We start from the raw sequence: 19,028 nt of genomic DNA, 5'->3' as shown, positions 1-19,028 counted from the left end.
GACATGCTCTACACCGCAGTTTCGAGCCTTCTTTCGCACTGGCGGCGGCATCCGAGTCAGTTTGCAATGTTGGCGTTGGGGCTGGCGCTGGCGACGGCACTCTGGACGGGCGTTCAGGCGATCAACTCCGAGGCGCGCGCCGCTTATGACCGCGCGGCGACCACCTTGGGGCAGGATCAACTGACACGATTGATGCGCGCGGATGGGCAGCCCATCGCAATCGACGTCTATCTGAACCTGCGAGAGGCAGGGTATCTCGTCTCGCCGGTCATATCAGGTGAACTTCGCGATCCGGAGGGGCGGTTGCGCGTTCTTGGAATTGACCCGCTCACCATGCCGGAAGAGGCGCAGGGGCCGTCGCTGGAGGGCAGCCTGGATCTCGTAGGGTTCTTCACGGCTCCGGGCATTTTGCTGATGAGTGAGGCGACAGCCTCAGGCCCCCTTCCCGGTGGTTTGCCGCCTATTGAAATCCGCGACTCCATTCCGCCCGCGGCTGCAATCACGGACATCTCCACCGCTGCGCGACTCATTGATCAAAGCGGGCCGTCTTACCTCCTCGTCGATCCTGATCAGCCCTTCGGATTGCCGCCCCTGAGCTCCGCAACGGACCTCTCCCTGCGCGAGCCCCAGACCGGCAACGATATCGCGCGGCTTACCGATAGCTTTCACCTCAATCTGACAGCCTTCGGCTTCCTCGCTTTTGGCGTTGGGCTGTTCATCGTCCACGCCGCAATCGGCCTCGCGTTCGAGCAACGACGCGCGCTTCTGCGAACCCTGCGCGCCTTGGGAACGCCGCTGCGGACCATTCTTGTCGCTCTATCGCTAGAGCTTGCGGGCATCGCCTTGATCGCGGGCATCATTGGGGTGGCCTTGGGATACTTGATCGCAACGAGCTTGTTGCCGGGGGTGGCCGGCACATTGCGAGGGCTCTACGGGGCCGAGATCGACGGCGTGCTGAGTTTCAGTCCCTATTGGGCGGTTTCGGGACTGTTTATCACGCTCCTTGGCACAGGTGCTGCCGCCGTTCAGGCGATGATACGCACCGCGCGGATGCCGCTTCTGGCACCTGCGATGCCACGGGCCTGGGCGCAGGCCTCCGGCAGAATAATCCGCTTGCAAGGACTCGTGGCACTGGCACTTTTCGTGGCGTCGGGGACACTGGCGTGGCTTGGGCAGGGCTTGCTCGCGGCCTTCGCCTGTTTGGCGTGCCTGTTGATCGGCGCTGCCTTGGCGCTGCCGATGGTTATGACCGCTGCCCTGTCCCTCATCCGACCGAAAGGCGCCTTTGCAGAGTGGGTCGTGGCTGACACCAAGCAACAGATACCGGGGCTTTCGCTCGCCTTGATGGCGCTCCTTCTGGCGCTGTCGGCAAACGTCGGCGTCTCGACCATGGTGGGTTCCTTCCGCACGACGTTTCTGGGCTGGCTCGATCAGCGCCTTGCCTCAGAGCTCTACGTGAGCGCCGCCACGCCTGACGAGGCGGAGGCCTTGATGGCCGCTCTCGCGCCGGAGGTCGACGCGATCCTTCCGATCGTGTCGACAGAGGTGCGGTTGTTCGATCGGCCTGCCGAGCTGTTCGGCGTTGTGGATCATGCGACGTACCGGGAGGCTTGGCCGCTTCTCTCGCAAACTCCCGATGCATGGGAGGCACTTGCCACCGGGAATGCCGCATTGGTCAATGAGCAGATGGCGCGCCGTGAGGGACTGAGGCTCGGCGACACGCTTGCGATTGCCGGGGGCCTTCCGATTGTGGGGGTTTACTCCGACTACGGAAACCCGAGTGGACAGGCGATTGTGTCTCTGAACCGCCTGACAGAGACTTATCCTGCGTCGCGCGCCACTCGGTTTGCAATCCGCGTGTCACCTGAACGCGCGCCGGAGTTAGCCTCGCGGCTGCGGGATGAATTTGGCCTGCCTGCGGATGCCGTCACCAATCAGGCGCAGGTCAAGGCGTTCTCGGTCGACGTGTTCGATCAGACGTTCCGTGTGACCGGTGCCCTGAACGTCCTCACGCTTGGCGTCGCAGGCATCGCTTTGCTGACCAGTCTCCTGACGCTCGCTAATCTGCGGCTGCCGCAGCTTGCACCGATCTGGGCCATCGGCGCGTCGCGCGCAACCTTGGCGTGGGTCGAGATGGCGCGCAGCCTGATCCTCGCGGCCATCACCTTCTTGGCGGCCTTGCCCGTCGGACTCGCCTTAGCCTGGGTGCTGCTCGCAATCGTGAACGTCGAAGCCTTCGGGTGGCGGCTGCCGATGCGTGTGTTCCCCGGTGATTGGCTCATGTTGGGCATTTTAGCCCTCCTCGCCGCCGGCCTTGCGGCGCTTGGTCCGACGCTTCGCCTCGCCAGGATTGCGCCCGCGCGGCTCACGCAAGTTTTCGCACAGGAGCGCTGATGATGCGGTTTCTTCTCGCTCTTGCTCTCTTATTTGGCCCGCAAGTGACGTTCGGCCAAGGGTTCGCGGGACTTGGCACCTCCGCCGATGGCTTTGCGATCCCTGCGCCTGAACCCGAGTTTTCCTTTCCCGACGATCACGGCCCGCACCCGGATTTCCGCATCGAGTGGTGGTACCTGACAGCCACGCTCGAGGATGCTGCGGGCAACGCCTATGGCATCCAATGGACCCTGTTTCGCAGCGCGCTGGCTCCTGAGACCTCCAATGACTGGACGGCGCCCCAGTTGCTCATGGGTCACGCCGGGTTGACGACCGCCGACGCGCATTTCAGTGCAGAACGCCTCGCGCGCGGCGGGATTGGGCAAGCTGGCGTCACTACTCAGCCGTTCAGAGCCTTCATCGATGATTGGCAGATGAGCGCCACGGCATCAGAGGGGGACGCCCTTGATGCACTAACCCTCTCTGCGCGGGGTGCCGACTTTGCCTATGACCTGGAGCTACAGGCTGACGGCCCGCTGATCTTTCACGGCGATGTCGGCTACTCTGTCAAAAGCGCCGAAGGTCAGGCGAGTTACTATTACTCGCAGCCTTTCTACGACGTCACCGGAACGCTTATGCTGCCCAGTGGTCCGGTGGCGGTGACCGGATCTGGCTGGCTGGACCGCGAATGGTCGTCGCAGCCTCTGTCGGACACGCAGAGCGGATGGGAGTGGTTTTCCCTACAATTGCCGGAGGGCGCGCGCCTGATGGCGTTTGCCTTGCGCGACGATACGGATGCACCGTTCACCTCCGCCACCTACATCGCTGCCGATGGAACCACGCAAGCCTATGGCGACGGGGCCATCACCCTCACACCACTGGCAACGCATCGCGTCGCGGGGCGGGACGTGCCAGTGGAATGGCGGTTGGAATTTCCTGAACGCGACATCGACATTACGACGCGAGCCCTGAACCCGAACAGCTGGATGGACACGTCATTCCCCTATTGGGAGGGCCCGATTTCCTTTACCGGCACTCACGCCGGTCGAGGGTATTTGGAGATGACGGGTTACGACTAAACGGCTCTGATCGGCGGCGCAGACACGTGATGTTCAAGCGCCGCCGCCACCTACCTGACAACCGCTCACGTTGGCCCTAGCCCATCATCCCGTCGCGCCTTAATGTGCCCAAAATTTCTTGGAGCCTTCTGACGATGCACACGGTCACTCTGCTGACAAACCACGCCATGTACCTTGACGCGAGCCTCGTGACGAACCTGCGCAACGCGATGGGAGGGGGCGATGCGACCTGGCTGGACCCGAACCATTGCGCGGAATTCGACGTGCCGAAAATCCCGCGCAACATTCAGACGGTGTGGGAGAGCCTGAGCGCCGAGGGCGTAGATATGGTCTGGCAGAAGGCGGAGGATCGGAAGCGTAAGGTTCTGCTGGCCGACATGGACAGCACCATTATCCAGCAGGAATGCATCGACGAGCTGGCAGACGAGGCCGGTTTCGGAGAGCGTGTCGCGGCGATCACATCCCGCGCCATGAATGGCGAGTTGGATTTCGAGGCCGCGCTGCTGGAGCGTGTGGGACTTCTGAAAGGTCTCCCCGAAAGCACCATCGCCACGGTGCTGGAACGGCGCATCACCTTGATGCCGGGCGGTGCGACATTGCTCGCGACCATTAAAGCCCATGGCGCTCATTGCGCGCTGGTGTCCGGTGGTTTCACCGCATTTACGCAAGCCATCGCAGAAAAACTCGGCTTTGATGAGCATCAGGCCAACGTCCTGCTCGCCGAAAACGGTGTCCTGACAGGCGACGTCGCGCGCCCGATCGTGGGCCGCGACGCAAAGGTGGAAGCTCTCCGGCGGATCACAAAGAGCCTCGGTATCCAGCCTGACGATGTGCTGGCGGTAGGCGATGGGGCCAATGATCTGGGGATGCTTCAATTGGCCGGCACCGGCGTGGCGTTGCACGCCAAGCCAACCGTGCAGGAGCAGGCAAAGCACCGCATCAATCACGGCGATCTGACGGCGCTTTTGTTCATCCAAGGTTACGCGAAGTCGGATTTCGTCTCTGCCTGAGCGGACCGCCGCGTAGGCCTGAACAGACAAAAGCCCCCGCCCTGCTTAACTGCGGAGCGGGGGCTTTTTTGTCGACGGGCGGTTTACTCTGCCGGAACGGCGGTCTCTTCGAGACCCAGACCGACCGGGATCTTGTCGAGCATTTCTTTCGGGCAGACCTGAACGAAATTGGCGCGCTCGGTTTCCCAATGTTGCAGGATGTCGCGCGCCTTCACGCTGCCGGTCTCTTCGGCATGGCGCTCCACCAGATCGCGCAGCTGCGCTTCCCAGTGGTCGACCGTCACAGGGCAGGTCACCAGCGTTTCCATGTTCATCTGCGGCAGGGCATCGCCGTCGGGATCGTAGAGATAGGCCATCCCGCCCGTCATGCCCGCCCCGAAGTTCGCGCTGATCGAGCCGAGGATGACGACGACACCGCCAGTCATGTACTCGCAACCATTGGAGCCGCAGCCCTCGATCACCGTTTTCGCGCCCGAGTTGCGGACGGCAAACCGCTCGCCCGCGCGACCTGCGGCAAAGAGGTAGCCATCGGTCGCCCCGTAAAGCACCGTGTTGCCGATGATCACGTTCTCGGACGCCTTCAGCGGCGAGGCCATCGGCGGACGCACCACGATGGTGCCCCCCGAGAGGCCCTTGCCGACGTAGTCGTTGCTATCGCCCGAAACCTCCAGCTTCAGACCCGGCGCCGCGAAGGCGCCGAGCGATTGGCCAGCCGAGCCCTTCAGCTTCACCGTCAGATGGTCCGGCTGCAGGTCGTTGCGCATCCCGAAGTTCTTGACGATATGGCTCGAGGTGCGCGTGCCGATGGTCCGCTGCGTGTTCTGCACCGCGTAGGAAAGCTGCATCTTCTCGCCATCCTGCAGGAAGCGGTCGGCATCCTTCACGATCTGTGCATCCAGCGTATCCGGCACCGCATTGCGCGGCTTGTTCCGGTCGTAGACGATCCGATCCGCGCCATCGACGGTGATGAGCATCGGGTTGAGGTCGAGGTCATCCAGATGCGCCGCACCCCGGCTCACCTGGCTCAGCAGGTCAGCGCGGCCGATCACCTCGTCGAGGCTGCGAGCCCCGATCTCGGCCAGGATCTCGCGCACTTCCTCGGCATAGAAGGTGATCAGGTTCACCACCTTGTCGGCGTTGCCCGTGAACTTGTCACGGAGTGCTTCGTCTTGCGTGCAGACGCCCACCGGGCAGGTGTTGGACTGGCACTGACGCACCATGATGCAGCCCATGGCGATCAGCGCGGCGGTGCCGATGCCGTATTCCTCGGCCCCCATCATCGCCGCCATGACGATGTCGCGCCCGGTGCGCAGGCCACCATCGGTCCGCAGGGTCACGCGACCGCGCAGGTTGTTCATCGCCAGAACCTGATGCGCCTCGGTCAGGCCCATCTCCCACGGGAGGCCGGCGTATTTGATCGAGGTGGCAGGGCTTGCGCCGGTGCCGCCGTTGTGACCGGAAATCAGGATCACGTCGGCCTTGGCCTTGGCCACACCCGCCGCGATCGTGCCAACGCCGGAGGAGGCAACAAGCTTCACCGTCACCTTGCAACGCGGGTTGATCTGCTTGAGGTCGTAGATCAGCTGCGCGAGGTCCTCGATCGAGTAGATGTCGTGGTGCGGCGGCGGAGAGATCAGCATCACGCCGGGCGTGGAATGACGCAGCCGTGCAATCAGGTCGGTGACCTTCATGCCGGGCAACTGACCGCCCTCTCCGGGCTTGGCGCCCTGGGCGACCTTGATCTCCAGCTCTTCACACTGGTTCAGGTATTCGGCGGTCACACCGAACCGGCCAGAGGCGACCTGCTTGATCTTGGCGCTTGGGTTGTCACCGTTGGGCTCGGGCACGAAATGCGCCGGATCTTCGCCGCCCTCGCCCGAGTCGGACTTCGCACCGATCCGGTTCATCGCAACGTTCAGGGTCTTGTGCGCTTCGGGCGACAGCGCGCCGAGCGACATGCCGGGCGTGACAAAACGCTTGCGGATCGAGGTGATGCTCTCGACTTCCTCGATCGGGACCGGGGCACCCATCGGCTTGATCGCCATCAAATCGCGCAGGTGGATCGGCGGGTTCATCCGCATCTGGGCCGAATACTGCTTCCAAAGCCCGTAAGAGGCGCGGTTACAGGCTTCTTGCAGGATATGCATGTTCGTCGCCTGCCACGCGTGGGTCTCACCCGAGCGGCGCGCCTTGTATAAACCACCGATGGGCAGAACACCTTCACCGCGCAGGAAGCCCTTGGCGTGGACCTCCTCCACCTTGGTCTGCAGACCGCTGACGCCGATACCGCTGATCCGGCTGAGCATGCCGGGGAAATATTCCGCGACCATCGCACGCGAGAGGCCCACCGCCTCGAAGTTCAAGCCGCCCCGGTAGGATGAGATCACCGAGATGCCCATCTTGCCCATAATCTTGAGCAGGCCCGCGTCGATCGCCGCGCGGTAGCGGGCCATCGCCTCGGTCAGGGTGCCTTCGATCAACCCGCGGTCGATCCGGTCAGCGATGCTGTCTTGCGCCAAGTAGGCATTCACCGTGGTGGCGCCACAGCCGACGAGAACGGCGAAGTAATGCGGGTCAATGCACTCGGCCGAGCGCACGTTGAGCGAGCAGAAGGTCCGCAGACCCTTGCGGGTCAGGCCCGAATGAACGGCACTGGTGGCAAGGATCATCGGTATCGCCACACGACCTTCGCCTTGACCCTGATCGGTCAAAACGATGTGCCCCGCGCCGGAGCGTACGGCATCCTCGGCCTCGGCCCGCAGCCGCTCCAGCCCCTTGCGCAACGCGCCGCTCTCTCCGCCCGCCTCGAAGGTACAATCCAGCGTCGCGACGGAATCGCCGAAGTAGCTCACCATCTTGTCGAACTGCGCGTTCGCCACGAAGGGGCTGTTGAGCACGAGGATCTCGGTCTGCGAGCTGTCTTCGTCCAGCACGTTCTTCAGGTTGCCGAACCGCGTCTTCAGGGACATCACGCGGTATTCGCGCAGGCTGTCGATGGGCGGGTTGGTAACCTGGCTGAAGTTCTGCCGGAAGTAGTGCGACAGGGGCCGATACTGGGAGGAGAGCACCGCGCTTGGCGTGTCGTCGCCCATGGAGGCCAGCGCCTCTTTCGCGTCCTCGGCCATGGGCGCGAGGATCTGCTCGACTTCCTCGATGCTGTAGCCCGCCGCGACCTGACGGCGACGCAACTCTGCACCGCTGAATAGAGCCTGTTCCGTCTGCCCGCTGGTCTCTTTCTCGAGATCGGTGATCCGGCTGACCCACCCGCCGAAATCGCGGCTGGCTGCAAGCGCATCCTTGATCTCGGAGTCGTGGAACAGAGCCTGGTCCTGCATGTCGACGGCGATCATCTGACCGGGGCCCAACGCGCCCTTTTCAACGACGTTCGCTTCATCGACCGGGACCATGCCGGTCTCGGACCCTGCGATCAGCAAGCCGTCACCGGTCACGACATAGCGCATCGGGCGCAGGCCGCTCCGGTCGAGCCCGGCACAGACCCAACGCCCGTCGGTCATCGCCAGCGCGGCGGGGCCGTCCCAGGGCTCCATCACGGAGTTGCAGTAGGAATACATGTCGAGCCAGGGCTTCGGCAGCTCGGTCGCCGTCTGGCTCCATGCCTCAGGCACCAGCATGGTCTTGGCCATCGGTGCGGAGCGGCCGGCGCGGACCATGACCTCAAAGACCGCATCCAGCGCGGCGGAGTCGCTGGAGCCGCCCGCGACGATCGGCTTGATGTCCTCGGCCATGTCTCCGAAGAAGCCCGAGGCCATGCGGATCTCGTGGCTTTTCATCCAGTTCAGGTTGCCCTTGAGCGTGTTGATCTCGCCGTTGTGGGCCAACATGCGGAACGGCTGCGCGAGCCACCACTGGGGGAAGGTGTTGGTGGAATAGCGCTGGTGGTAGATCGCGAAGGCGCTCTCGAAACGCTCATCCTGCAGGTCGGGGTAGAACTCCGCCACCTGCTCGGCCAGCATCATGCCCTTGTAGATCACCGAGCGGCAGGACAGCGAACAGAGGTAAAGCTCGCGCACGCCGGCCGCGGCGGCGGCCTTCTCGATCCGGCGACGGATGACGTAGAGCTCGCGCTCGAAGGTCTCTTCGTCGACGCCCTTGGCGTTGGAGATGATGATCTGCTCGATCTCGGGGCGGGTGGCGTTGGCCTTCTCGCCAAGGCAGGTCACATCCACCGGCACGTGGCGCCAGCCGTAGATGTAATAGCCCATCCGCAGAACCTCGGATTCCACGATGGTCCGGCAAACCTCCTGCGCGCCGAAGTCGCTGCGCGGCAGGAAGACCTGGCCCACCGCCATCAGCTCGTCGCGCATCTCGTGGCCGGTGCGCTGCACCTGCTCGGCGAAGAAGGGCACGGGGATCTGCACGTGGATGCCGGCGCCGTCACCGGTCTTGCCATCCGCGTCCACCGCGCCGCGGTGCCAGATCGCCTTGAGCGCGGAGATGCCCGCCTCTACGACCGACCGCGTGGGCTTGCCGTCAATGGAAACCACAAGCCCCACACCGCAGGACGAATGCTCGTCCTCTTCGCGGAACATGCCGTTTTCTTCCATCCATTTGCGCTTCGCCTCTTCGGCGGCGGCCCAGTTGGCGTCGAATTGGGTCATAGTCATCCTCCTCAGGATAAAACGCTGGAAGCGACCGGCGCTTGGGAGCGGCACAGTTCACTGAATGTGTGTCTAATCAGCAGGTCAGAGCCTGCTGCGTATGCGAGAACGATCATCCGAAGTCACCAACGGGAGACGTGGCTCTACTCATCACGTCGCCGCAATCGTACTGCGGTGTGGTCGAGAGGAACCCTGCCTCGCCCGGTTCGGCGAACTCCATCGGGCTGTAGTTGCCCTCGAACACCTCGCCGGATGGCGTTGTGACAGTCTCTAACCCGCCAAAAAACAGGCCAAGACGCGGGCTCACGAATTGGCTGCCTTCGGTCTCTCTCGGGCCTGCTTCGGTTTCCCACTGGTAGGCGAAATCGGTGACGAGAAGCTCCTCGCCGTCGACGGTGACAGAGGCTCCGGTCAGCCTGTCGTACCCGGTGTAATCGCGACGGAACGTGCCTTCGGCGCGCTCTTCGCGGACAGAGAAGGCCATCGTGTCGCTGCCGGTTTCCAGAAGGTCCGACAGGGAAGCCGGATCGTCCTCGGGCTCGATCAACGTGTCGGTGGAGCCGCTGCGGAGATTGAAGGCGCGCAGCCAGCGAAACTCCGTGTCCGTATAATTCAGGTAGAAGGCGCCTTCCTGATCGAGGGTTACCCGCCAATGGGTGCCTTCCGGGTCCGCCTCACACGTCCAATAATGAGCGATGAGGCACGAGCGGGACTGAACCGTCAGGAAAGCCGTACATCCGTCAGGCACCGCGAATTGCGTGTTCGCACCCTGTGCGTTCGCAGCGACGGGGGCGCTGGCCAGAATGGCCATGCCCAGCGCAGCGGTGAGGATCTGTTTGCGAATGGCGTTCATTCGGTCAGCTTTCTTGTCAGTTTCAGGCCGTGGCCCCATCGAGCGCGCCGAGGGGGCGACTACTCAGCGGCCACGGTGGCACCAAGATACACGCGTTCCAGAATCGCCTCCGCGGCTTCGCGTCCGTCACGGATCGCCCAGACCACAAGGCTCGCGCCCCGGACGATATCGCCCACGGCATAGACGTTCGGCAGCTCGGTCTCATGGGTGCGGCTGGCTTTCACGGTGCCCCACCGGGTCACCTCAAGTTCGGGCGTATCCCAGAGCGTCGGCAGATCTTCGGGCGAGAAACCGAGCGCCTTGATGACCATGTCGGCTTCTTCGATGTAATCCGCGTTCTCGATGATTTCCGGGCTTTGCCGCCCGGTCTGGTCGGGAGCGCCCAGACGCATCTTCTGGATCATCACGCCATTCACGGCACCCTTGCCGTCGGTGAAGCCCTTGGGAGAGGAGAGCCAGACGAAATCGACGCCCTCTTCCTTGGCGTTCTGCACTTCGCGCATGGAGCCCGGCATGTTCGCCTCGTCGCGGCGGTAGAGGCACTTGACCGATGTCGCGCCCTGCCGCGTCGCGGTGCGCACGCAGTCCATCGCCGTGTCGCCGCCGCCGATGACGACGACGCGCTTGCCCTCGGCGCTCAACTCACCGCTTTCGAATTCGGGCACGTCGTCGCCGAATGACTTGCGGTTTGATGCGGTCAGGTAGTCGATCGCGCGGATGATGCCGCCGCTGCCCGAACCGGGGCCGTCCAGCTCACGGGATTTGTAAACGCCCGTGGCGATCACGACGAAATCGTGCTTCTCGCGGATCTCGGAGAAGGAGATATCCTCGCCCACGTTGCAGTTCAGAACGAATTTCACGCCGCCGTCTTCAAGTTGCTTGTTGCGACGCACGACGACGTCTTTTTCCAGCTTGAAGCCGGGAATGCCGTACATCATCAGCCCGCCGGACCGGTCGTAGCGATCATAGACCGTCACCTGCAGCCCTGCGCGACGCAGCATGTCGGCGGCAGCCAGGCCGCCCGGACCGGCGCCGATGATACCAACGGACTCGGGGCGCTCTTCCGCCGGGGCGATGGGCATGACCCAACCGTTATCCCACGCGGTATCTGTAATATATTTCTCGACGGAGCCGATGGTGACAGTGCCGTGTCCCGACTGCTCGATGACGCAATTGCCTTCGCAGAGCCGATCCTGTGGGCAGATCCGGCCGCAAATCTCCGGAAATGTGTTGGTTGCCTGCGAGATATCGTAGGCCTCGCGCAGCCGCCCCTCGGCCGTCAGTTTCAGCCAATCGGGGATGTTGTTGTGCAACGGGCAATGGGATTGGCAGTAGGGCACACCACATTGGCTGCAACGACCGGCCTGCTCTGCCGCCTTCGCCGTTGCATACTCGCCGTAGATTTCGGCGAAATCTTCTTTCCGCTGGTCCGCTTCCCGCTTTTCGGGCATTTCCTTGCCCACGGTCACGAATTTCAACATGGGTTGCTTGGCCACAACGCTTCCTCCGTCGATTAGAACGTCCGTATAACCGGGGCCTTTGGGGATAAAAAGACAGCTATGCTGACCTATTTGGTGCTTTTCGATGACCTTGGACACTCTGCCGCAACAGACCGTACCGAAATTTGGTCAGCTAACGTTACCTAATTTCAATTTTAACAAATAATTATCGATAGTTAGAACGACGTACTCGGAGCCAAATATGGACCTGCTCACACTCTTCCTTCTCGCATTAATTCAAGGTGTGACGGAGTTCTTGCCCGTTTCGTCGTCCGGACACCTGATCCTGCTCCCGAATCTTCTGGGGTCAGAGGATCAGGGGCAGGCAATCGATGTGGCCGTTCACGTCGGCACGTTGGGTGCCGTGATCCTGTACTTCTGGCGTGACGTGAAAGCGGCGCTCATTGGCACGCCGCGGATGCTCACCGGGCGTGTGGATACGCCCGGGGCGAAGCTGGCGATACTGTTGGTGCTCTCGACGATCCCGGTGATCCTGTTCGGGTTGTTTCTGGAAATCACCGGTATCTACGACAGCCTGCGCTCGATTGCGGTGATCGGCTGGACAATGCTTCTCTTCGGTCTCGTGCTCTACTGGTTCGACCAGAAAGGCTCGCATGAGAAACACGCCGAGGAGTGGAGCCTGCGCCACGCGATAATCATGGGGCTTTGGCAGGCTGTCGCGCTGATACCCGGCACCTCCCGGTCAGGCATCACCATCAGCGCGGCGCGGTATCTGGGTTACGATCGCGAGAGCGCGGCCCGTATCGCGATGCTGATGTCGATCCCCACGATCATAGCGTCCGGGGTCTTTGCCGGCGCGGAGGTCATTGCGACCGCAGACATGCAAACCGCGCGGGATGGGGCGATTGCGGCGGCGCTCTCCTTCATCGCCGCCCTCTGCGCGCTGGTGCTGATGTTCAAACTGTTGCGCGCGGTCAGCTTCACGCCCTACGTGATCTACCGCGTGATCCTGGGCGTAGTTCTGCTGCTGATCGCTTACACCTGAAGAGGCTCAACCTTCGCGGAGGTTCTTGGCGCTTTCCTGAATGTCGGAGAACTGCCCCGCAGGCCGATAGGGCCAGAGGTAATCTTCCAACACCACGTCCATCGACGTCGGCTCGATCCCCAGATCGGCAAACGTCCTGGCATCGTCGGCCACCACGTTGTCGTACTGGAGGCTGCGCACCTGATCGCGCGTCAGGATCGAATTGTTGAACAGACCGCCCGTGATCGTGGACATGAAATCGAGGATCGAACCCAGGATGCCTGCGAAGAAGAACGGCATGTTCACGATCAGACGACGCCGCCGCACGACGTTCAGCATCTTCTCCATCAGCTCGCGGAAGGTCGCCGTGTCCGGTCCGCCAAGCTCATAGGTGCCCGTTGCCAGACCCTGCGCCCCGAGGACGGCGGCCTGGGCCACATCGTCGACATAGACAGGTTGGAAACGTGTGTCGGCGCCCGCGACGGGAAGGATCGGCGAATTGCGCGTCATGCCGGCGAACCGGTTGAAGAACGCATCCTCCGGGCCAAAGATCACGGAAGGCCGCAGGATCGTGGCGTTGGGAAATGCCTCGAGCACCGCCGCCTCGCCCTGGGCCTTGGATTTGGCGTAGAGGCTTTCACTGTCCTCATCCGCGCCAATGGCCGAGATCTGGACGAAGTTGACGGCGCCTTCTTCCGCTGCGACGCGCGCCAGAAGGGCTGCGCCCTCATGCTGCACCGCCTGAAAATTGTTCTTGCCGCCCGCGTCGAACGTCCCGACGCAGTTGACGACAGCATCGGCACCCCGGATCGCGGCGCGCACGGATCCCTCGTCGCGGATATTCGCGAGGATCGGCTCCACCTGCCCCACAACGCCGTAGGGCTTCACGAACAGCGCTTCGTTCGGGCGACGGACGGCAACGCGCACGCGCCAGCCGTCTTTGGCCATGCGACGGGCGATATAGCGGCCAACGAAGCCGGATCCGCCGAAAATGGTGACGAGTTTGGCCATGATCAGGCTCCTTCATTCGCGTCTCGTGTGTGGTGATACGTGGCTGCCCCAAGTGCGGCAAGGCGCAAAAGGTCTCAACTTTCCGCCGAGTTCGAGGGAACGATGGGCAAACTGCTGGCGTTCACCTGAGAAGGGACTTACGAGATTCATATGGGTGCACGTTTTTCTACAGCTCTGGTCTGTGCTGCTTGGGCGCTTTGCGGTGCTGCGCAAGCGCAGGACATTCAACTGACAGCGCCGGAAGCCGACGCCGTTTTGACAGACCGCCTTCGCGCGGCATCGCTGCTTCTCCAAGACACCGAAGATACCCGAACCGCGCAGGATCTGATCGCCGCCGCGCGCGCCGATTACGGGCGGCTCGTCGCCGCTCTGTATGACGCGGGATACTTCACGCCCGTTGTCCGGATCACCGCAGACGGCCGTGAAGTCGCGCGCATCTCGCCTTTTGCCGCACCGCGGACGATCAATCAGGTCACCATTCAGGTCGACCCCGGCCCCGCCTTCCGCCTTGGCACGGCCGAGATCGCACCCTTGGCGAGCGGCACTGAACTGCCCGACGAGTTCCGCCCCGGTGGCGATGCCTCGACGCGGCTGTTGCGGGACACGGCCAGCGCCGCGATCACCGGCTGGCGCAATGTCGGCTACGCGACGGCGGAGGTCGGCAGCCAGCAGATCACCGCCCGCGCGCCGCAAGCAATTCTCGACGTCCGGGTTCAGATCGAGCCGGGACAGGTCGTGCAATTCGGCACCCTCATTCCGCGCGGGCAAGAGCGCATGAGAGAGGAACGTATCCTCGCCATCGCAGGGCTCCCGGAAGGGGAGCGATTCTCGCCAGACACGCTCGACCGTGTGGAAGGGCGTTTGCAGGACACCGGCGTGTTCTCTGCGATCAACCTTCAGGAGGGCGAAGTCGGCCCCGATGGCGTGATGAACATCGAGGCCACGCTGGTGGAGAACGAGCCACGCCGCTTCGGCTTCGGTGCCGAGATTTCGACAGACGACGGCGCCACGGTCAGCGCCTATTGGCTGCACCGCAACCTCTTTGGCGGCGCCGAGCGGTTGCGCATTGAGGGTGAGATCAGCGGCATCGGCTCGGAGGGCCTTGAGTTCGACACCATTGAAGAGGTCGAAGGCATCGATGCCTCCGTTGGCCTGCGATTCTCCCGTCCTGCAACGTTCACGCCCGACACAACGGCTTACGCAGAGCTTGGCGCGGACTATCTTGATGAGCCTGCATTCTCGATGACGACAATCGGCGCGGAGTTCGGGGTGGAGCATCGGTTCGACCGACGCCTGACCGGAACGCTTGGCGTCGGGCTGGATTATTACGACATCGACGACGAATTCGGCGAACGTCAGATCACCGCGCTGTCGGTGCCTGTGGGCCTGACATGGGACCGCCGGGAAGACCCGCTCGACGCCCGGGAGCTTTTCTACATCAACGGCACGGCGACCCCGTTCCTGACCGATCAAGGCAGTGGCGGCGCGCGTCTCTATGCGGACGGGCGCATCTACATCGGCTTCGGCGAAGATCGCGCCAGCAGGATCGCGCTGCGCGGGCAACTAGGCAGCGTGGTAGGTGGTGACATCACGGATATCCCGCCGAATTACCTGTTCTATTCGGGTGGTGCAGGCACCGTGCGCGGACATGATTTCCAGTCTCTCGGAGCCACCCAGGACGGTGTCGAATCGGGCGGGCGCAGCTTTGCAGGACTGGCGACCGAGTTCCGGCAGGACATTGGCGAGACAGACTTCGGTGTGGTCGCCTTTCTGGACACCGGCTTCATTGGCGCGGATCCCATGGGCGGCGACGGCGAATGGCATGCGGGCGCCGGCCTTGGTGTCCGCTATGACACGGCGTTCGGTCCCATCCGCGTCGATCTTGCGACGCCCGTTCGCGGCGAGGGCGTGGGCGAAGACCTCCACATCTACATCGGCATTGGGCACGCATTTTGATCCGCTTTCTTCTGATCCTGTGCCTGTCGATTTTGCCTGTCGCCGCCATGGCGCAGGACGATGGAACGACCCTCTCACGGTTTTTGGAAGACCAGCTGTCAGACGGCGACGACCGGCAAGTGACGATCTCGGGGTTCCGGGGCGCACTGTCGTCTGAAGCCACGCTGGAGCGGATGACGATTTCCGACGCGGACGGGGTCTGGCTGATCCTGGAAGACGCGGTACTCGATTGGACACGGTCGGCTCTGTTCTCGGGAGAGTTGCAGATCGAAGCGCTCACCGCCGCCCGACTGGAGATCATCCGGCCGCCCCTCCCGGTTGAAGGCGCGGACCTCGACAACCCGGAAGCAAAGCCGTTTTCCTTGCCTGAACTGCCTGTCAGGGTCGAAATCGGCACGATTGCGGTGGATGAAGTCGTGCTTGGCGCGCCGGTCATCGGACTGCCCGCGACGCTGTCGGTAGAGGGGAACGTCCTGCTGGCTGACGGCGCCGGCAATGCCGAGGTGACCTTGCAGCGCCTAGATGGACCGACAGGCGAATTCACCCTCAACGCGAGCTACGACAACGCGACGCGGCAATTGGACCTGTCGCTTCTGCTGCAGGAGGCCGAGAACGGTCTGGTGGCCGAGCTGCTGAACCTGCCGGATCGTCCCGATCTTCGCCTCGCGGTCGAGGGCAGCGGGCAGATCGACGATTTCACGGCCGATATCCAACTTGCTACGTCGGGCGAGGATCGGCTCACGGGGCAGGTTGTTTCATCTCGCGGCGAAACCGGTGATCAACTCGTTGTGGTGGATATCGGCGGCGATATCACCCCTCTCCTGCTGCCCGATTACCGTCCCTTCTTCGGTGACAACGTCCAGTTGCAAGCACAAGTGCGACAGACCGAATCCGGCGAGACATCATTGGAGGCATTGCGCCTCACCTCTGCGGCGCTGACGGTCCAAGGTGACGTGCGGTTGAACGCACGGGGCGTGCCTGTTTCCGTCTCCCTGCTCGGTCAGATCAGCCCGCCCAACGGAGACCGCGTTCGTCTGCCCATCGGTGGCGTCGACGCTGATATCGCCCGCGGTGGTCTCGCGGTGATCTATGACCGGGCCGAAGGCGACACCTATCGCCTGCGGCTCGACCTCGATGCGCTCTCGGTGGACGAACTCACGATCGTGGACACGTCGCTTGACCTGCAAGGCTCCGTCGCTGTCACCGCCACGGGGATCGATGCCGCCACCGCCACGATCCAGGGGGCGATGGACGGCATCTTCCATACTGACCCGGCTCTCGCTGAGGCCTTGGGAACGAATGTTGATCTTTCCGCCCAGATGTCCTGGGTCAACGGCGCGCCGATGATCCTTTCGGGGCTGAACCTGTCTTCCGGCGACGTGGCTCTGACCGGCGGTGTCTCGGCGCGGCTGGAGGATCAGCGGCTCGACCTTGTCCTCGACCTCGATGCCATGGCCGAGAACCTGACCCGTTTCGCGGCGTTGGCAGAGCAACCGCTTGAGGGCAGCGTCGACCTTGGCGTTACCGGGACGGCCGAAGCCCTTTCGGGCGCCTTCGATCTGGCGATCACGGGCACCGGTCGAGACCTTCACGTGAACGACGCCGTCCCCGATGAGATCTTCGCGGGTGAAACCGTTCTCTCCGCACAGGTCACACGCGATGCGACCGGTGTGACGCTGCGCGACCTCAGTCTCGAAAACGCTGAATTGAGCCTGACGGGCGGGGCCGATGTCAGCTCGCAAGAGGTCACGGCAACCACCCGATTCCAGCTCCGCGATGTCGGCCTTGTGACCGACGTCATGTCGGGCCCCGTGACCATCTCGGCCGATGTCGCGCGTGTCGAGGACGCGCCCTTCGACGTGTCGGCCACGCTCGCCGGGCCGAACGCGATCCGCGCGACGGTCGACGGCCAGTTCGATGCCGAGACGGCGGATTTCTCCCTGGCGCTGGACGGATCGGCCGACAGTCTGAATCTGGGCGACGCCCTGCCGCCGCAACTATTTGCCGGACGGACCACCGTCTCGGCGGTGGCGGTGCGAGAGGACGGCGTGTTGACCGTGTCGGACTTCGCCATCGCGGGCCCCGAGTTGCAAGTGACGGGCGATGCCCGCATCGGGCCGGATCAGAGCCGCGCCGATATCTCCGCGCGTCTGGCCAATGTCGGCATCTTCACCGATGCGCTCCGCGGTCCTGTCAGTGCGACCGGATCGATCAGCCGAACGGGCGATGGGCCTTGGCAGCTCGACACGAACATCAACGGTCCCGGCGGGATCAATGCCGATGTGAACGGGCTCGTCGGTCTGGCAAACGGCGCAGTGGATCTGACCGCGACGGGACAGGCCCCCTTGGCGCTGGCCAATCGGTACATCGCCCCGCGCTCGATCCGCGGGCAGCTTGGCTTCAACCTGTCCCTGCGCGGGCAGCCGGGGCTCGGCGCCTTGTCCGGCACGTTGAACGTCAACGGCGCGCGCGTATCGGTGCCGACCTATGGTTTTGCCGTCGAGAATGTCGGCGTGTCCGGTCAGGTCTCAAACGGTCGCCTTTCCCTCAACGGGAACGGGACGCTCTCCACCGGAGGGCAACTCACGGCGCGGGGGACCATCAACCTTGGCAGTGCCGGTCTGGATGCCAACCTCGATATCGCGCTGCGCGACGCCCGTATCGTTGACTTGTCATTGTATGAGGCCCGGATCAGCCGCGCTGATCTTACCGTCTCGGGGCCGCTTGCGCGCGGTCCGCAGATTGCAGGCTCCGTCACGCTCGCCGAAACCGAGAGCCGCGTGCCCGAGGCGAGCCTCTTCAACAGTGCTGCAATCCCGGACATCCGATTCGTGGGCGAGACCCGCCCCGAACGCCTGACGCGGCAGTTCGCCGGTATGCTTGGCGGCGGTTCCAGCGGCGATAGCGTCAGCGGGAGCAACTCGACCGGCATCGACATCACGATCAACGCGCCGGGTCGTATCTTCCTGCGCGGCCGGGGCATCGACGCTGAATTCGGCGGCACGCTGCGCCTGTTCGGCACCACCGCCAACCTGATCCCGATGGGACAATTCGAGCTGATCCGGGGCAGGATCTCCATACTCGGCACGCGGCTGGACTTCACCGAAGGGACGGCGACCCTGCAGGGCAGCTTCGACCCGTTCCTGAACCTCGCCGCAACATCGCGGGCCAACGGCTACCTCGTGACGATTCGCGTCGTCGGCCCCGCCTCGTCGCCAGAGGTGACCTTCTCTTCCAGCCCGTCCTTGCCGGAGGACGAGGTCTTGGCGCAGCTTCTCTTCGGCCGTTCCGTGTCGGGCCTGTCACCGTTGCAACTCCTGCAGCTCGCCGATGCGGCCACGTCCCTTGCCGGTGGCTCGACCAACTCGGGCTTCATTGCAGGATTGCGTGACGGGCTTGGCCTCGACGATCTGGACCTTGGCGTGGACGAAGACGGCAACGCCGCTGTAACCGCCGGGCGTTATCTGTCCGACAACATCTACAGCGACGTGACGATCAATGCGGAGGGCGATGCGGATCTGTCCCTCAACATCGATCTGACCCCGAACATCACGGCGCGCGGGTCCGTCGGATCGGACGGAAACAGCTCCATCGGCATCTTCTTTGAGCAGGACTATTGACGCCCCCGCGCAGCGCCTATATC

At 63.4% G+C, this 19,028-nt stretch carries 10 protein-coding genes; 6 read left to right on the top strand and 4 right to left on the bottom strand.

Translation table 11 applies throughout. From position 1 onward, the window contains the following. The first annotated feature begins 3 nt into the window (after positions 1-3). The 3 genes from KYE46_RS01985 to serB all read left to right on the top strand — a co-directional run bounded on the left by KYE46_RS01985 (position 4) and on the right by serB (position 4,462). Positions 4-2,394, top strand: coding sequence for an ABC transporter permease (locus tag KYE46_RS01985; RefSeq protein WP_219003116.1), 2,391 nt, complete (start codon positions 4-6; stop codon positions 2,392-2,394). Further along, on the top strand, positions 2,394-3,452 hold the full coding sequence (locus KYE46_RS01980; RefSeq protein WP_428845071.1) for a lipocalin-like domain-containing protein: 1,059 nt from the start codon (positions 2,394-2,396) through the stop codon (positions 3,450-3,452). Before KYE46_RS01985 ends, KYE46_RS01980 begins: the two co-directional genes overlap by 1 nt. A 134-nt stretch (positions 3,453-3,586) precedes the next feature. Beyond that, complete coding sequence (gene serB / locus KYE46_RS01975) at positions 3,587-4,462, top strand: phosphoserine phosphatase SerB (protein ID WP_219003114.1); 876 nt, start codon at positions 3,587-3,589, stop codon at positions 4,460-4,462. A gap of 83 nt (positions 4,463-4,545) precedes the next feature. On the opposite strand, the gene gltB is transcribed toward serB, so the two are convergent. The 3 genes from gltB to KYE46_RS01960 all read right to left on the bottom strand — a co-directional run bounded on the left by gltB (position 4,546) and on the right by KYE46_RS01960 (position 11,430). Beyond that, positions 4,546-9,081 (bottom strand): glutamate synthase large subunit, encoded by a 4,536-nt coding sequence (gltB, locus tag KYE46_RS01970; protein WP_219003113.1) that lies wholly within the window; start codon positions 9,079-9,081, stop codon positions 4,546-4,548. Between the two features lie 112 nt (positions 9,082-9,193). After that, positions 9,194-9,934: a hypothetical protein gene (locus tag KYE46_RS01965; protein ID WP_219003112.1), complete on the bottom strand. Its 741-nt coding sequence runs from the start codon at positions 9,932-9,934 to the stop codon at positions 9,194-9,196. 59 nt (positions 9,935-9,993) lie between these two features. Beyond that, entirely contained in the window at positions 9,994-11,430 is a 1,437-nt protein-coding gene (locus KYE46_RS01960) for an NAD(P)-dependent oxidoreductase (protein ID WP_219003110.1), read from the bottom strand. A gap of 205 nt (positions 11,431-11,635) precedes the next feature. Between KYE46_RS01960 and KYE46_RS01955 the strand changes: the two genes are divergently transcribed. Beyond that, positions 11,636-12,439 carry an undecaprenyl-diphosphate phosphatase gene (locus KYE46_RS01955; protein WP_219003109.1) on the top strand — a complete coding sequence of 268 codons (804 nt, stop codon included), beginning with the start codon at positions 11,636-11,638 and terminating at the stop codon, positions 12,437-12,439. A 6-nt stretch (positions 12,440-12,445) separates the two neighbouring features. Here the strand turns inward: KYE46_RS01955 and KYE46_RS01950 are convergent, their stop codons facing one another. Beyond that, positions 12,446-13,429, bottom strand: coding sequence for a complex I NDUFA9 subunit family protein (locus KYE46_RS01950; protein ID WP_219003107.1), 984 nt, complete (start codon positions 13,427-13,429; stop codon positions 12,446-12,448). 150 nt (positions 13,430-13,579) lie between these two features. Here KYE46_RS01950 and KYE46_RS01945 point away from each other — a divergent pair, with 150 nt between their 5' ends. Continuing rightward, entirely contained in the window at positions 13,580-15,385 is a 1,806-nt protein-coding gene (locus KYE46_RS01945; protein WP_219003104.1) for an autotransporter assembly complex protein TamA, read from the top strand. After that, the gene (locus KYE46_RS01940) at positions 15,382-19,005 is read left to right on the top strand and encodes a translocation/assembly module TamB domain-containing protein (RefSeq protein WP_219003102.1); all 3,624 of its coding nucleotides are present in this window, start codon (positions 15,382-15,384) and stop codon (positions 19,003-19,005) included. Before KYE46_RS01945 ends, KYE46_RS01940 begins: the two co-directional genes overlap by 4 nt. Positions 19,006-19,028 lie beyond the last annotated feature (23 nt).

The sequence above is a fragment of the Gymnodinialimonas ceratoperidinii genome (genome assembly GCF_019297855.1).
Classification (GTDB): Bacteria; Pseudomonadota; Alphaproteobacteria; order Rhodobacterales; family Rhodobacteraceae; genus Gymnodinialimonas; species Gymnodinialimonas ceratoperidinii.
Note: the sequence above shows the minus strand (reverse complement) of the source record. Positions and strands in the feature narration are given on the sequence as shown.

Excerpts from the sequence above, each read along its gene's own strand:
- KYE46_RS01965 (WP_219003112.1), bottom strand. The coding sequence starts at position 9,934 with ATGAACGCCATTCGCAAACAGATCCTCACCGCTGCGCTGGGCATGGCC.
- gltB (WP_219003113.1), bottom strand. The coding sequence starts at position 9,081 with ATGACCCAATTCGACGCCAACTGGGCCGCCGCCGAAGAGGCGAAGCGC.
- KYE46_RS01950 (WP_219003107.1), bottom strand. The coding sequence starts at position 13,429 with ATGGCCAAACTCGTCACCATTTTCGGCGGATCCGGCTTCGTTGGCCGC.
- KYE46_RS01955 (WP_219003109.1), top strand. The coding sequence starts at position 11,636 with ATGGACCTGCTCACACTCTTCCTTCTCGCATTAATTCAAGGTGTGACG.
- serB (WP_219003114.1), top strand. The coding sequence starts at position 3,587 with ATGCACACGGTCACTCTGCTGACAAACCACGCCATGTACCTTGACGCG.
- KYE46_RS01980 (WP_428845071.1), top strand. The coding sequence starts at position 2,394 with ATGATGCGGTTTCTTCTCGCTCTTGCTCTCTTATTTGGCCCGCAAGTG.
- KYE46_RS01945 (WP_219003104.1), top strand. The coding sequence starts at position 13,580 with ATGGGTGCACGTTTTTCTACAGCTCTGGTCTGTGCTGCTTGGGCGCTT.
- KYE46_RS01985 (WP_219003116.1), top strand. The coding sequence starts at position 4 with ATGCTCTACACCGCAGTTTCGAGCCTTCTTTCGCACTGGCGGCGGCAT.